Here is a 13,162-nt window from a genome sequence, read left to right as displayed (position 1 = left end):
TGCGAGCAATAAGCGCAAAACTCCTGGTCACAGCGTTGCCGCAGTGGGAGCGACGTCCACGGGCACACCGTTGAGGACCGCGTTGCCCGACAACGGGTCGAGCTGGGAGCCGTCGAGGAGCTGGTTGACGTTGACGCCGGGGTCGAGCGCGGCATGGCTCATACGGGTGCCCGGCCGGTCGTGTCCCCAGCCGTGCGGGAGGCTGACGACACCGCGCCGGATGCCGTCGGTGACCTGGGCCGGAGCGGTGATCTCTCCCCCGGCGCCCTTGATCCGTACGGCGGCTCCGTCGGTGATCCCGAGGCGTTCGGCGTCATCGGGGTGGAGGTGCAGCGTGCAGCGGTTGGTACCGCCGGTGAGGGCGGGCACGTTGTGCATCCAGCTGTTGTTGGACCGCAGATGCCGCCGCCCCACGAGCACGAGCCCGTCCGGGCGTTCCCGCAGCGCCTGCCGGAGCCTCGGCAGGTCGTCGGCGATCGGCTGCGGCAGCAGCTCGACCTTGCCGCTCACCGTCTTGAGCGGCCCCGGCAGCCGGGGCCGGAGCGGCCCGAGGTCGATGCCGTGCGGGTGGGCGAGGAGCTCGGCCAGGCTCAGCCCGTCGGGCCGGACGCCGAAGCCGTCGCCGTACGGGCCGAGGCGCAGCATCATGTCGAGCCGCCGCTCGGGGCCGGTGTCCCCGGTGAGGGCGGCGGCCAGCTCGCGCGGGTCCCGTCCGTGCACCGGCGAGTGGGCCTCCGTCACGGCCTTCCCGAGGGTCTGGTCGATGACCATCGCGTCCACGGCGGAGGGGTCGGCGCCGTGCATGCCGGTCGCGGCGAGGACCAGCCGGGCCAAGATCTCCGTCTCGGGCATCCGGCCGTCCTCCAGGGGGACGGCGGCGGGGCTGTAGCGGGCCTGGTTGCGCACGGCGAGGGTGTTGAACGCGAAGTCGAAGTGCGGGGCCTGCGCCGGCGGGGGCGGCGGCAGGATCACGTGTGCGTGCCGCGAGGTCTCGTTGAGGTACGGGTCGACGCTGACCATGAAGTCCAGCGAGCCGAGGGCCTTGTCGAGCCGGTCGCCGTCGGGGGCGGAGAGGACCGGGTTGGCGGCGACGGCGATCACGGCGCGCACGGGCGTGCCCTCGTCGGTCGCAGTGTCGATCTCCTCGGTGAGGGCGGACAGCGGCAGTTCGCCCTTCGCCTCCGGGTGCCGGCTCACCCGGCTGTGCCAGCGCCCGAGTTGGAACCCGCGGCCGGGTCCGGCCGGCCGGGGCGTCCGGTCCGTGGCGGACAGCGGGAACAGGGCCCCGCCGGGCCGGTCGAGATTGCCGGTGAGGATGTTCAGCACGTCGATGAGCCAGCTGGCGAGGGTGCCGTGCGGGACGGTGCAGCTGCCGATGCGCCCGTAGACGGCGGCGGCCCGCGCGTCGGCCAGTTCGCGGGCGAGGGCACGGATGGTACCGGCGTCCACGTCACACGCGTCGGCGACGGCTTCGGGCGCGAACTCCTCCATCGCGTGGGCGAGTTCCTCGACACCCAGCACGTGCGGGGCGAGCTCCCCGAGGTCGGCGAGCTTCTCCTCGAAGAGGACGTACGCCATCGCCGCGAGCAGCAGCGCGTCCGTGCCCGGCCTGATCGCGACGTGCCGGTCGGCGAGTTCGGCGGTGCGGGTGCGGCGCGGGTCGACGACGGTCAGCGTGCCGCCACGCGCCTTGAGGGCTTTGAGCCTGCCGGGGAAGTCCGGCGCGGTGCACAGACTGCCGTTGGACTCCAGGGGGTTGGCGCCGAACAGGAGCAGGTGGTCGGTGCGGTCGAGGTCGGGTACGGGGATGGCGCCCGCGTCGCCGTAGAGCAGTCCGCTGGAGACGTGCTTGGGCATCTGGTCGACCGTGGAGGCCGTGAACAGGCTGCGGGTGCCGAGGCCGGCCAGGAGGACGGGCGGGTAGAGGGCGCCGGCCATGGTGTGTACGTTCGGGTTGCCGAGGACGACACCGACGGCATGGGGGCCGTACGCCTCGACGACCGGCCGCAGGCCCGCGGCGACGGCGTCGAACGCTTCCTCCCAGGTGGCCTCGCGCAGTTCCCCGTCCTTGCGGACCAGCGGGGTGCGCAGCCGGTCCGGGTCCGCGTCCACCGCGCCGAACGAGGCCCCCTTGGGGCAGATGAACCCCTTGCTGAACACGTCGTTCCGGTCTCCGCGCGCCCCGGTCACCCGGGTGCCCTCGATGGTGAGGGTCAGGCCGCAGGTGGCCTCACAGAGGGGGCATATCCGCAAGGCCGTACGGGAGTCTGCGGTGGTGTCGGCGGTACGGGACACGGGTCCTCCCCGGGCTGCGGCGGTGCACTACTGCGGTGGGACACGGCTGTGTGGGACACGACCGCCACCGAGCATACCGACCGGTATGTATCCTGGGGAGCCCCTCGGTCAGTCCAGTACCCGCCCCAGATAGGCCCGCAGCAGCTCCCGCGCCTCCTCGATGATCCGCGCGTCGCCCTCCGGTGACACACGGAAGGCGAGGTGGACGAGGGTGTCCGCGGTTTCCACGGCGACGAGGAACGCGCGGCGGAGGTCCTCGTCGGGGGTGCGGTCGATATAGCCGGAGAGGAGCCGGCTGAGGCGGTCCGCGACGCGGGTGTTGGGCTTGGCGTGGCGGGCGCCGACGGGTATCTGGTTGCCGAAGTCGACGAGGGCGAAGCCGGGGGCGGTGCGCTTCATGTCGAGGTACTCGTCGAGGACGGCGTCCATGGCCGTGCGCCAGCCGCCGCCGGTCGCCTTGCCCGTGTCCCGCAGCCGCTCGGTGACGCGCTCGGTGAAACGGTCGAGGTTGCGCTCGGCGAGGGCGTCGGCCATCGCGCGTTTGTTGCCGAAGAAGCGGTACACGGAGCCGATGGGCACGCCGGCGCGCAGGGCGACGGCGCGGGTGCTCAGGGCGTCGTAGCCCACCTCGTCGAGCAGGTCGGCGCAGGCGTCGAGGATCCTGGTCAGTCGTTCGGCGCTGCGGCGCTGCACGGGCGCGCGACGCAGCGAGGTCGCGTGGGACACGGGCTTCATGATGCCTTTCCGCCTGGGTGCGATGAGCGCTCCGTACAGGTACGCCCTTCAGTACGGGCCGGGGATCCGCTCCTGCTCACCGTGGCACCCGGAGCGTCCCCGCTCGCGGTCGGCGCCGGCTCGGGCTCCGACGCGGTGATGTCCGCCGTGCTCTCGACGGGCTCGCCGTCGACGGCCCACACGGTGTGGTCGTCGGCGTAGAGGCGGGCGGTGAGGGGGTGGGTGCCGCGGGGGACGAGGTCGCCGGGGAGGCGGTACTCGGTGGTGCGCAGCCGGGTGAGGGGGCAGCCGTCCAGGTAGAGGACGGCGGTGCCGCGGCCGGTCACGGCCACCGGCTGGGTACCGGCGGGCGAGAAGCGGAAGTTGCGGACGGTCAGCCGTACGTCCCAGCCGGCGTCGGCGTCCGGCTGGACCTCGATGCCGACGTCCGGGGCGCCCTTCTCGTCGATCTCACGGTAGTGCCGTCCCTTCTCGTCCGTGTCGTCCAGCAGTCTGCCCACGGGTGACGCCGACACCTCTGCCCTCTGCTCGTGCGCGCCGCCATCGCCACAGCCCACCGCGAGGCCGAGGAGGGCACAGGCCGCGAGCGCAGCCAAGCGGTGCCGGGCGGCGTGGGGGCGTGCCGGCGCTTCCCCGGCGCCGCTTGGACCTCCGCGCGTCCACGACATGCCGGGAGACTAGAGCACCCCACTGACACTCGGATCCCCCTCAGGTCGGGTTCTTGGGCGCATAGGGGGCTTCTGATGGATCTCGGTGGAAGAAGGAGCGGCGTTCGGTGCGTGCTCTCGACGTGCGGCGTGGAGGGTCATGTGGCGGAGCCACCTGTCCCTTCGCGCCGTGCGGCGAGTGGGAGTACCTCCCACGCCCTCAAGGCAGTGGGGGAGTGCCGGGCGTCGCGACGCCGCGGAGATCCATCAGAAGCCCCCTAGCGGCTCCGGGGAGGTTTTGGCCGATCTTCGACGGGCGCCCGCGAACCCGGTGGCCTGGAACGCCGGGGGGGCTGAACCGACTCGGGCCGTGGCGCGGATCTCCTCTTGCGCCCAACCCTCCCCAATCCTACGGTGAAGCATAGGAATAATGGCGCGAAGGAGCGATCATGAACGGGGACGCACGGAAGACCGCCGAGCGACTGACCTACCTCTCGGGCTTCGGCAACGAGCACAGCTCGGAGGCGGTCACGGGCGCGCTGCCCGACGGGCGCAACTCGCCCCAGCGCGCTCCCCTCGGCCTGTACGCGGAGCAGCTCAGCGGCACGGCGTTCACCGAGCCCCGGGCGCACAACCGGCGCTCCTGGCTGTACCGGATCCGCCCGTCGGCCGCGCACCCCGCGTTCACGCGCGCGGACAACGGCACGATCCGCACGGCCCCCTTCACGGAGACGGTGCCCGACCCGAACCGGCTGCGCTGGAACCCGCTGCCCCCGCCGCCGGAGGGCACGGACTTCCTCGGCGGCCTGTGGACGCTCGGCGGCAACGGCGACGTGACGCAGCGCACCGGCATGGCGGTGCACCTGTATCACGCCAATTCGTCCATGGACCGCGTCTTCAGCGACGCCGATGGCGAGCTGCTGATCGTCCCCGAGCACGGCGGACTGTTGCTGCACACCGAGTTCGGTCAACTCCATGTGGAGCCCGCCCATATCGCACTGATCCCCCGTGGGGTGCGCTTCCGTGTGGAGCTGCTGGACGCCTCAGCCCGCGGCTATGTGTGCGAGAACTATGGAGCTCCGTTCCGCCTCCCCGACCTGGGCCCCATCGGCGCCAACGGCCTCGCGAACGCACGGGACTTCCGGGCACCGGTCGCCGCGTACGAGGACGTCGAGGGCCCGGTGGAGGTGGTCAACAAGTTCTGCGGGAACCTCTGGACGGCGACGTACGACCACTCGCCCCTCGACGTGGTCGCCTGGCACGGCAACCATGTGCCGTACGCCTACGACCTGCGCCGGTTCAATGTGATCGGCACCATCAGCTACGACCACCCCGACCCGTCGATCTTCACGGTGCTGACCTCGCCGAGCGACACCCCGGGGCTGGCCGGCGTCGACTTCGTCGTCTTCGCGCCGCGCTGGCTGGTGGGCGAGGACACGTTCCGGCCGCCGTACTTCCACCGGAACGTGATGAGCGAGTACATGGGGCTCGTCGAGGGCGCGTACGACGCCAAGACCGCGGGTCCCGGGGGCTTCGTGCCGGGCGGGGGTTCGCTGCACAACATGATGTCGGCGCACGGCCCGGACCAGGAGACGTTCGACCGGGCGAGCGCCGCCGAGCTGCGGCCGCAGAAGATCGACGACGGGCTGGCGTTCATGTTCGAGACCCGCTGGCCAGTGACCACCACGGCCCAGGCGGCACGGGCCGAACACCTGCAACAGGCCTATGACGACGTGTGGTCGGGCCTCCAGCGTCACTTCCGCCCGGCCGGCTGATCCCGGCCGCCCGTTGCACACGACGCCCTCGACCGGTACGGATACCGTCGTGACCTCCTTCGCCCCGGACTCGATCGTCCTGAACCGCAAACTGCCGCTCTGGTATCAGGTCTCGCAGTCGCTGCGCGCCTCGATCCTCGGCCGTTCGCCCCGGGACCCGCTGCGCCTGCCGACCGAGGAGCGGCTCGCCGGGCACTACGGGGTGAGCGTGCTGACCATGCGGCAGGCGCTGAAGGAGCTGGAGGACGAGGGACTGATCACCCGGCACCGCCGGCGCGGCACGTTCATCGAGCCGAGCGCCAGGCGCGGCGCCCCCGTACAGCTGCTCGGCTCGGTGGACGCGATCGTGGCGCAGCAGTCGGGCATGACGACGGAGTTGCTGGACCACGGAACGGTGCCGGTTCCGCCGGAACTGTCCGAGTGCTTCCCGGATCTGGCCGAGGTGGCGACGTACCACCGCCTGCGCGGCGACGAGAAGACGGGCGAGCCGACCAACCACGCCCGCAACCACGTCCGCCCCGAACTCGCCGAGCGCATCGACCACGACGACCTGATCCGCTGGCCCATGACGAAGGTGCTCCGGGACGTCGTGGGCGCGGACATCAGCCGCATCACCGACACCGTGGAGGCGCGGCTGGCCGACCCGGAGACGGCGCGTCTGCTCCATGTGCCGCTGCTCAGCCCGATCCTGCACTACACGGGCGTGACGTACGACGCGGACGGCCGGGTGCTGGACGTGGCGGTGATCCACTACCGCGGTGACCGCTTCTCGTTCACCGTCACCCTCGACGCGACATGACCCGCCGCAGGCACCCCGTCGTACGATGCCCGGCGTGACGCACGACGACGCTCCGCTCCTTGCGGACCTCATGCCGTGGTCCGTCGCACCGCCACGGCTGGGCCGGAGGTGGCCGGCGGCCCCCGACGCGGCCTGCCTGAAAGCCCGCTGGGACACCCTCATGAAGGCCGAGGAGCCGGTCCGTGAGGCCCTGTTCGAGCCCACCCGCTCCCGCACGCTGCACTCGGCCGTGGCCCAACTGCCCGGCCAGACCAGCGGTACCGGGCGGCTGGCCCGGGAGTCCGGACCGTGCCCGGAGCCCGTACGGGTCCTCGCCGCCCCCTTCGACGAGCAGTGGCTCATCCCGGACCACCGGCTGATCGACGCCGCGCGGCCCGAGCTGTGGCGGGTGGCGGACGAGCAGCAGGTGTTCGTGGTCGAGCAGACGGTCGCGCCCGACGTGACCGGCCCGGTCCTGCTCGCCCCGGCCGCGCTGCCGCTTGCCCCGGCCCACGGGCCCCGCACCGGACGCGTCCGGCCCCTCTACCGGCGCCCCGGCGGCCACGAACCGAACCTCGCGCCCGGCCTCACGGCCCACCTCGCCGAACGTCTCGGCACGGCGCCGCAGCCCCTGGACGTCCTGGCCTGGATCCTGGCGGCCGCCCGCCCTGGCCCCCGGGGCATCGAGGTCCCGCTGACCGCCGCCCCCGAGACCTGGGCCCAGGGCGTTGAGCTGGGCCGCCGGACGCTGTGGCTGATGCGCCGCGACGGCGAACGCCCCAAACTGCCGGGCGGCCGCCGCCCCTACGTCCGCGCCCCGTTGCCGAGCCCACCCCTCGAACTGCTCTACGACCGCGACGAGGAGGCCCTGTTGGCGGGCGAGGGCCGCATCGCCCCCGTACCCGCCGAGGCCTGGGACTTCCACGTGGGCGGTGTCAGGGTCCTCCAAGCGTGGTGCACCCGGCGAACGGAGCCGGCGGAGCCGGGCACGCTGGAGGCCGTACAGCCGGCGTCCTGGCCGCAGACGTGGACGTCGGAGCTGCTGGAGCTGATCACGGTGCTGGCGCTGCTGGCGGAACTCCGGCCGAGGCAGGCGGGCCTGACGGTGGAGGACGCGATCGGCGCGGCCGAACTGCGCACGGCGGGCGTTCTCCCGGTGCCGGAGCCGGCGCGCCGACCTTCCTCGGTGCTCGACAGCCACGAGGAAGGCCCCGAGGGACAGCTCACGCTGATCTAGATCCCGGGCTGACGTCCTCGGCGCTGATCTAACTCCCGCCGCCGGTCCGGCTCTTGGGATCGAAGGAGTCCAGCAGCCTCGTCAGGATCCGGTCGAACGATGCCTCCGGGTCGTCCGCCGGTGCGACGCCCTCGGCGAAGAGGGCCGCCAGGTGCGGATAGCCGCCCGCCGTGACCTGGCTCATCATGTAGGCGCCCCGCACGGCCTGTTCCCGTTCCGCCGACCAGGGCGCGGAGCGGGTGCGCTCGGCGACGGCCTGCTCGTTGGCGACGTACACCATGACCGACCCGTTGACCATCCCGAACAGCTCCAGCTTCGTACTGGCCGGCACGTCGAGGCTTTCCAGGCAGGCCAGGCACCAGTCGAGACAGCGCAGGGCGTTGGGGCTGATGCTGTAGGCGGTCGACATCACCCGGACCAGCCAGGGGTGGCGGCGCATGATGTCGCGGGCCTGGCGGGCGAGGTCCAGCATGTCCGCCCGCCAGTCGCCGCTGGGCTCTCCGGACAGGTCGTACTCCCCGCTGACCAGGTCGACCATCAGCTCGTACAGGTCCTCCTTGCGCGGCACGTAGTTGTAGAGCGACATGGTGCCGCAGCCGATCTCGGCGGCGACGCGGCGCATCGAGACCGCGTCGAGGCCGTCCGCGTCGGCGATACGGACGGCCGCCGCCGCGATGTCGGCTCGGCTGTACGCGGGTTTCGGGCCGCGGCCCGCACGCTCGGGGCGCGCCCAGATCACCTCGGGTTCGGCCGTTCGGCCCGCCATGGATCATCACCTCGCTCACCATCCTAGTTACGTACACCGTACGTAGTGGGGTATGGTCGACTCATGGATACTACGTACGCTGTACTTAGTGAGGGTCTGGAGAAGCGCTTTCGCGACGTCCGCGCGCTGCGCGGACTGGACCTCGCGGTCGCCCAGGGCACGGTCTGCGGGCTGCTCGGGCCGAACGGCGCGGGGAAGACGACCGCCGTCCGGGTCCTGACCACCCTGCTGGCCCCGGACGCCGGGACGGCCCGGGTGGCCGGGCACGACGTCGTGCGCGAGGCCGCGGCGGTCCGCCGCCGGATCGCGGTCACCGGGCAGTACGCCTCGGTCGACGGCGATCTCACCGGCGCCGAGAACCTGCGCCTGTTCGCCCGTCTGCTGCGCGCGCCGCGCTCACGGACCGACGAGCTGCTGGAGCGCTTCGGGCTGGCGGAGGCCGCGGACCGTCCCGCGCGCACCTACTCCGGCGGCATGCGGCGCCGGCTCGACCTGGCGGCCAGCCTCGTCACCCGGCCCGCCGTGCTGTTCCTGGACGAGCCGACGACCGGACTCGACCCGCACAGCAGGAACGACATCTGGGAGGCCGTACGGGAACTGGCGCGCGACGGCACCACCGTGCTGCTGACCACGCAGTACCTGGAGGAGGCCGACCAACTGGCCGACGACATCGTGCTGATCGACGAGGGCCGGGCCGCCCACCAGGGCACGCCGGCCCGGCTCAAGGCACAGATCGGCGCTTACGCCGAAGTGGTCGTCGCCGCCGAGGGCGGTGAACCCGCGCTGCACGCGGCCGCCGTGGTCCTGGACCAGCTGACCGGCGCGGAGCCGGTGCTCGACCGTGAGCGGCGCACCGCCGGGGCGGTCGTCCTGGACCCGGACATCACCCTCCCCCGCATCGTCCGCGAGCTCGACGCGGGCCGGGTGCCGGTCGTCGACGCGAGCCTGCGCCCACCCACCCTCGACGAGGTCTTCCTGCGCCTCACCGCCCGTAAGGAGGCCGCCGTATGAGCGCGCTCGTCATCGACGGCAGCGCGGTCCTGGTCCGCAACCTCCAGCGGATCCGGCACGCGCCCGCCATCACGGTCCTGACGCAGACGATGCCGATCGTGTTCCTGCTGTTCTTCGGCTACGTGTTCGGCAGCGCGCTCGCCATGCCGGGCGAGGAGTACCGTGCGTTCCTGGTCCCGGGGCTGCTCGTGGCGACCGTCGCGAACGGCATCATGACGGGCATGTTCGGCGCCGCCCAGGACGCGCACCGCGGTGTGATGGACCGGTTCCGTACGCTGCCGATGAGCCGCTCCGCCGTCCCCGTGGGCCAGGCGGTGGCCGACCTGCTGACGACCGCGGTCGGGCTCGTTCCGCTGCTGCTGGTCGGGCTCGCGATGGGCTGGCGGATCGAGGGCGGCTGGCCGTCGGCGGTGGGCGCCTTCGGTCTGTTGCTGCTCTTCCGCTTCGCCGCCACCTGGGTCGGCATCCTGCTCGGGCTCGTCTCAAGGAGCGAGGAGGCTGCCGGACAGCTCGGCAGCGCGACCTTCATGCTGCCGCTGCTGTCGAACGCGTACATCCCCACGGACGGCCTGCCGGGCTGGCTGCGCACCATCGCCGAGTGGAACCCGATCAGCGCGGTGACGACGGCGCTGCGGGACCTGTTCGGCAACGCCCCGGTGCCGGACGACGGAGCCTGGCCGGTGACCCACCCCGTCGCCGGTTCCCTGCTGTGGTGCGCCGTGCTGATCGCCGTGTTCCTCCCGCTGGCCGTACGCCGGTACGCGCGCGGCGAACGGTGAGACGAGTCCCCGGGCCACGGATGACAACGGCACGGAACGGGGACATGATCCGTGCCATGCAGCCACTCCCCCTCCCCCTGGACGGCATCACCGTCGTCGCCGTCGAGCAGGCCGTCGCCGCCCCCTTCGCCACCCGGCAGCTCGCCGACCTCGGCGCCCGAGTGATCAAGGTCGAGCGGGTGGACGGCGGGGACTTCGCGCGCGGGTACGACACCGCGGCGGGCGGCCTCGCCTCGCACTTCGTGTGGTGCAACCGCGGCAAGGAGTCCATCGCGCTGGACCTGAAGGACCCACGGGGCGGGCAGGTCGTACGACGGCTCGTGGCGGACGCGGACGTCTTCGTGCAGAACCTCGCGCAGGGCGCGGCGGCCAGGCTCGGCCTGGACGCGGCCACGCTGTGCGCCGCGCACCCGCGGCTGGTCGCGGTGGACATCTCGGGGTACGGGGCGTCGGGACCGTACGCGGACAAGCGGGCGTACGACATGCTCGTGCAGTGCGAGGCGGGGCTGGTGTCGGTGACGGGGACACCGGAGCAGCCGGTGAAGGCGGGGATTCCGGCTGCGGACATCGCGGCGGCCATGTACGCGTTCTCCGGGGTGCTCGCGGCGCTCGTGCGGCGCGGGACGACCGGGCGGGGCGGGCCGGTGGAGGTGTCCATGCTGGAGGCGCTCGCCGAGTGGATGGGGCATCCGCTGCACCACACGATGCACGGCGGAACTCCCCCGGCGCGGACGGGACTCGGTCACGCCGTCATCGCCCCGTACGACGCCTATGCCACGGTGGACGGCGGGCGGGTACTGCTGTCGGTGCAGAACGACCGGGAGTGGCGTCGGCTGGCGGAACAGGTGCTGGAGCGTCCGGAGTTGGGGACCGATCCGGCGTTCGCCACGAACGCGGCCCGGGTCGAGCGCCGGGCACGGACGGACGAGCTGGTGGTCAAGGCCCTGGGCGCGCTCGACACGGCCGAGGCCGTGGCCCGGCTGGAGGCGGCCGGGATCGCCTGCGCGCGCCTCAGGGACCTGCACGAGGTGGCGGAGCATCCGCAGTTGAGGGCCCGGGAGCGGTGGCGGGAGGTGGGGACGCCTGCCGGGCCGCTGAGGGCGCTGCTGCCCCCGATCACGCTGCCGGGCGGGGACGCGGCGCGGATGGGGGCCGTGCCCGCACTCGGGGAACACACCGTGACGCTGCTGCGTGCCGTGGGGATGACGGACGACGAGATCGCAGCGCTACGCCGGGACGGTGTGGTCGCCTGAGCGCGGGTCCTGCGGTGAGCCCTTGGTGAAGCGGGGGCTCCTTGCGGTGAGCCCGTGGTGCTCAGTGGCCGCCGAACAGCGTGCGGCGCAGCCGACGCAGCGGTGCGAAGAGCGAGACCCGGCCGACCCGGCTGCCCTTGCCGCTCCGCTCGTGCGGCTCGCGCGCGGTGAGCTCGCGCATCAGCGAGGTCGCCTCGGCCGTCTCACGCTGTGGCACGGCGGGGCCGGCCAGCACCGAGAGATGTCGGTCGAGGCGCGAACTGGTCGCGCTGCTCCCGCAGGTAATCGCAGGGACTCGTGCCCTGCGCGCTGTTATCTGATCCATGTCACTCCCCACCCGTACGAGTCCGCCCGGCCCGGGCAGGGTAACCCTATCGCCCCCTTGGGGCACTCGTGTATCTCGGTCACAGGATTCATCTACCCCGTAAGGACGTTGACGATTACTCTCCGAATCCGACAGATTTCAGGGCGAGTTGAGTGATCGGTTGACTGGTGGGCTGAGCTGATCCCCCGTCGGGTTCGACGGTGACGGCGAGTGACGTGGCGTCGCCGTTCATTCCGCCCGTGACCAGGGGTGTGTCGCCCTGGAACAGGCCCAGGGAGTGCGGTTGCGCGTCGGGGCGCATGAGCCAGAGCTGGTGCACGCTACCGCTCGGCGGATCGCCGAGCCCGCTCAGGGTGACGATCGCGCGCCCCTCCTTGACGGAGGCGACGACTCCGATGCCTCGGCCCTGGGCGTCCCGCTCACTGGTGGCGCGGGCGTCGGGCGCGGAGAGAATGTTGGCGATCTCACGTGACCGGTCCCGCTCCGCCTCCAGCTGGTCCTGTGTGCGCGTCGCCTGCACGGCGAAGAGAGAGGCCACGACGAGCGCCGCGGCGGCCGTGGCGGTGGCCAGCGGCGCGAGCAGGGAGCGCATCCGGGGCGCACGCCTCGGGGGCGGTGGCGGTTCGGTGCCCCACACATGGGCCGGCAGGTGGTGGGGGCGCGCGGGAGCGGCACTTCGGGACGGGGCCACCTGCGGCGTGGTGCGTACGGCGGCGAGAACTCGGTCGCGCATCGCGGGCGGAGCCTGGGCCGCGGTCGACCACGCCAGCCGCACCGCGTCCTCGGACAGTGCCCGCACCTCGGCGGTACACCGGTCGCACTTCTTGAGGTGCTTCTCGAACCGCACCCGCTCGTGGGGCTCCAGCGCGTCCAGCGCGTAAGGCGCGGCGAGCGAGTGCAGATCCCGCCGCGACGACCTGCCGAACAGACTCATGCGGCACCTCCCAGGCACTCGCGCAGCCGGGTCAGGCCGTCACGCATACGGGTCTTGACCGTGCCGAGCGGCAGGGACAGCTGTTCGGCGACCTCACGGTACGTGTAGCCGTCGTAGTAGGCGAGCGTGACCGACTGGCGCTGGAGGCTGGTGAGCCGGTCCAGGCAGTGGCGTACCCACTCCCGTTCGAGGCCGGCCTCCACCTCCTCGGCGACCTGGTCGAACGCGGGGTGGTGGGCCCGCATGCCCTCGCGCTGCTCGCGTTCGGTGGCCGCGCGGGCGCTGCGCACCCGGTCGACGGCGCGGCGGTGCGCGAGCGTGAGGATCCAGGACAGGGCGCTGCCCCGGCCGGGGTCGAACCGCGCGGCGGAGCGCCACAGCTCCAGCAGCACCTCCTGCGCCACCTCCTCCGACTGGGCCGGGTCGCGTACGACTCGGCGCACCAGCCCGAACACCGGCCCGGACACCAGTCCGTACAGCTCCTCGAAGGCATTCTGGTCACCTCGGGCCACCCGGACCAGAAGTTCGTCCGCCTCCACTCGCTCCCCCTCTGCTCCGGCCGGACCGCACGGCCATCCCCTCGTGTAGGGCATTCGCAACGAACCCACCTCCGGATGGAGTTACGGA

Annotated in this window: 13 protein-coding genes; 6 read left to right on the top strand and 7 right to left on the bottom strand. The window is 72.4% G+C overall.

Going from position 1 to position 13,162, the window contains the following annotated elements; genetic code table 11:
* Positions 1 to 27: 27 nt before the first annotated feature.
* From E0500_RS34700 to E0500_RS34690, 3 genes are all read right to left on the bottom strand, one after another.
* A complete protein-coding gene (locus tag E0500_RS34700) occupies positions 28 to 2,295 on the bottom strand; it encodes a molybdopterin oxidoreductase family protein (protein ID WP_131571964.1) in 2,268 nt (755 codons plus the stop codon).
* 108 nt (positions 2,296 to 2,403) lie between these two features.
* The gene (locus E0500_RS34695; RefSeq protein ID WP_131571963.1) at positions 2,404 to 3,030 is read right to left on the bottom strand and encodes a TetR/AcrR family transcriptional regulator; all 627 of its coding nucleotides are present in this window, start codon (positions 3,028 to 3,030) and stop codon (positions 2,404 to 2,406) included.
* Entirely contained in the window at positions 3,027 to 3,530 is a 504-nt protein-coding gene (locus E0500_RS34690) for a hypothetical protein (protein WP_181587331.1), read from the bottom strand. Before E0500_RS34690 ends, E0500_RS34695 begins: the two co-directional genes overlap by 4 nt.
* Before the next feature lie 596 nt (positions 3,531 to 4,126).
* Here E0500_RS34690 and hmgA point away from each other — a divergent pair.
* Genes hmgA through E0500_RS34675 form a run of 3 tightly spaced genes read left to right on the top strand, consistent with a single transcriptional unit; the run spans position 4,127 to position 7,467 of the window.
* Positions 4,127 to 5,452 carry a homogentisate 1,2-dioxygenase gene (gene hmgA / locus E0500_RS34685; protein ID WP_131568170.1) on the top strand — a complete coding sequence of 442 codons (1,326 nt, stop codon included), beginning with the start codon at positions 4,127 to 4,129 and terminating at the stop codon, positions 5,450 to 5,452.
* A gap of 49 nt (positions 5,453 to 5,501) precedes the next feature.
* Complete coding sequence (locus tag E0500_RS34680) at positions 5,502 to 6,251, top strand: GntR family transcriptional regulator (RefSeq protein WP_131568172.1); 750 nt, start codon at positions 5,502 to 5,504, stop codon at positions 6,249 to 6,251.
* Between the two features lie 25 nt (positions 6,252 to 6,276).
* Positions 6,277 to 7,467, top strand: coding sequence for a type ISP restriction/modification enzyme (locus E0500_RS34675; protein WP_131568174.1), 1,191 nt, complete (start codon positions 6,277 to 6,279; stop codon positions 7,465 to 7,467).
* Positions 7,468 to 7,495: 28 nt separating this feature from the next.
* Here E0500_RS34675 and E0500_RS34670 read toward each other — a convergent pair whose 3' ends face one another.
* The gene (locus E0500_RS34670; protein ID WP_131568176.1) at positions 7,496 to 8,233 is read right to left on the bottom strand and encodes a TetR/AcrR family transcriptional regulator; all 738 of its coding nucleotides are present in this window, start codon (positions 8,231 to 8,233) and stop codon (positions 7,496 to 7,498) included.
* A gap of 63 nt (positions 8,234 to 8,296) precedes the next feature.
* Here E0500_RS34670 and E0500_RS34665 point away from each other — a divergent pair, with 63 nt between their 5' ends.
* The 3 genes from E0500_RS34665 to E0500_RS34655 are packed head-to-tail and all read left to right on the top strand — an operon-like array spanning position 8,297 to position 11,276.
* The gene (locus E0500_RS34665; protein ID WP_131568178.1) at positions 8,297 to 9,244 is read left to right on the top strand and encodes an ATP-binding cassette domain-containing protein; all 948 of its coding nucleotides are present in this window, start codon (positions 8,297 to 8,299) and stop codon (positions 9,242 to 9,244) included.
* Positions 9,241 to 10,023 carry an ABC transporter permease gene (locus E0500_RS34660; protein WP_131568180.1) on the top strand — a complete coding sequence of 261 codons (783 nt, stop codon included), beginning with the start codon at positions 9,241 to 9,243 and terminating at the stop codon, positions 10,021 to 10,023. The genes E0500_RS34665 and E0500_RS34660 overlap by 4 nt, the downstream gene beginning before the upstream one ends.
* A gap of 44 nt (positions 10,024 to 10,067) precedes the next feature.
* A complete protein-coding gene (locus E0500_RS34655; RefSeq protein WP_181587330.1) occupies positions 10,068 to 11,276 on the top strand; it encodes a CaiB/BaiF CoA-transferase family protein in 1,209 nt (402 codons plus the stop codon).
* Between the two features lie 61 nt (positions 11,277 to 11,337).
* Here the strand turns inward: E0500_RS34655 and E0500_RS34650 are convergent, their stop codons facing one another.
* The 3 genes from E0500_RS34650 to E0500_RS34640 all read right to left on the bottom strand — a co-directional run bounded on the left by E0500_RS34650 (position 11,338) and on the right by E0500_RS34640 (position 13,074).
* The gene (locus tag E0500_RS34650) at positions 11,338 to 11,601 is read right to left on the bottom strand and encodes a hypothetical protein (protein WP_131568184.1); all 264 of its coding nucleotides are present in this window, start codon (positions 11,599 to 11,601) and stop codon (positions 11,338 to 11,340) included.
* Between the two features lie 115 nt (positions 11,602 to 11,716).
* Positions 11,717 to 12,535 (bottom strand): anti-sigma factor domain-containing protein, encoded by an 819-nt coding sequence (locus E0500_RS34645; RefSeq protein WP_131568186.1) that lies wholly within the window; start codon positions 12,533 to 12,535, stop codon positions 11,717 to 11,719.
* Positions 12,532 to 13,074, bottom strand: coding sequence for a sigma-70 family RNA polymerase sigma factor (locus E0500_RS34640; RefSeq protein WP_165935137.1), 543 nt, complete (start codon positions 13,072 to 13,074; stop codon positions 12,532 to 12,534). The genes E0500_RS34645 and E0500_RS34640 overlap by 4 nt, the downstream gene beginning before the upstream one ends.
* Between the last annotated feature and the right edge of the window lie 88 nt (positions 13,075 to 13,162).

Source organism: Streptomyces sp. KM273126 (assembly GCF_004337435.2).
GTDB lineage: Bacteria > Actinomycetota > Actinomycetes > Streptomycetales > Streptomycetaceae > Streptomyces > Streptomyces acidicola.
Note: the sequence above shows the minus strand (reverse complement) of the source record. Positions and strands in the feature narration are given on the sequence as shown.

What these genes read in the sequence shown, in the direction of transcription:
- E0500_RS34695 (WP_131571963.1), bottom strand. Translation starts at nt 3,030, where the DNA reads ATGAAGCCCGTGTCCCACGCGACCTCGCTGCGTCGCGCGCCCGTGCAG.
- hmgA (WP_131568170.1), top strand. Translation starts at nt 4,127, where the DNA reads ATGAACGGGGACGCACGGAAGACCGCCGAGCGACTGACCTACCTCTCG.
- E0500_RS34675 (WP_131568174.1), top strand. Translation starts at nt 6,277, where the DNA reads ATGCCCGGCGTGACGCACGACGACGCTCCGCTCCTTGCGGACCTCATG.
- E0500_RS34670 (WP_131568176.1), bottom strand. Translation starts at nt 8,233, where the DNA reads ATGGCGGGCCGAACGGCCGAACCCGAGGTGATCTGGGCGCGCCCCGAG.
- E0500_RS34665 (WP_131568178.1), top strand. Translation starts at nt 8,297, where the DNA reads ATGGATACTACGTACGCTGTACTTAGTGAGGGTCTGGAGAAGCGCTTT.
- E0500_RS34660 (WP_131568180.1), top strand. Translation starts at nt 9,241, where the DNA reads ATGAGCGCGCTCGTCATCGACGGCAGCGCGGTCCTGGTCCGCAACCTC.
- E0500_RS34655 (WP_181587330.1), top strand. Translation starts at nt 10,068, where the DNA reads ATGATCCGTGCCATGCAGCCACTCCCCCTCCCCCTGGACGGCATCACC.
- E0500_RS34650 (WP_131568184.1), bottom strand. Translation starts at nt 11,601, where the DNA reads ATGGATCAGATAACAGCGCGCAGGGCACGAGTCCCTGCGATTACCTGC.
- E0500_RS34645 (WP_131568186.1), bottom strand. Translation starts at nt 12,535, where the DNA reads ATGAGTCTGTTCGGCAGGTCGTCGCGGCGGGATCTGCACTCGCTCGCC.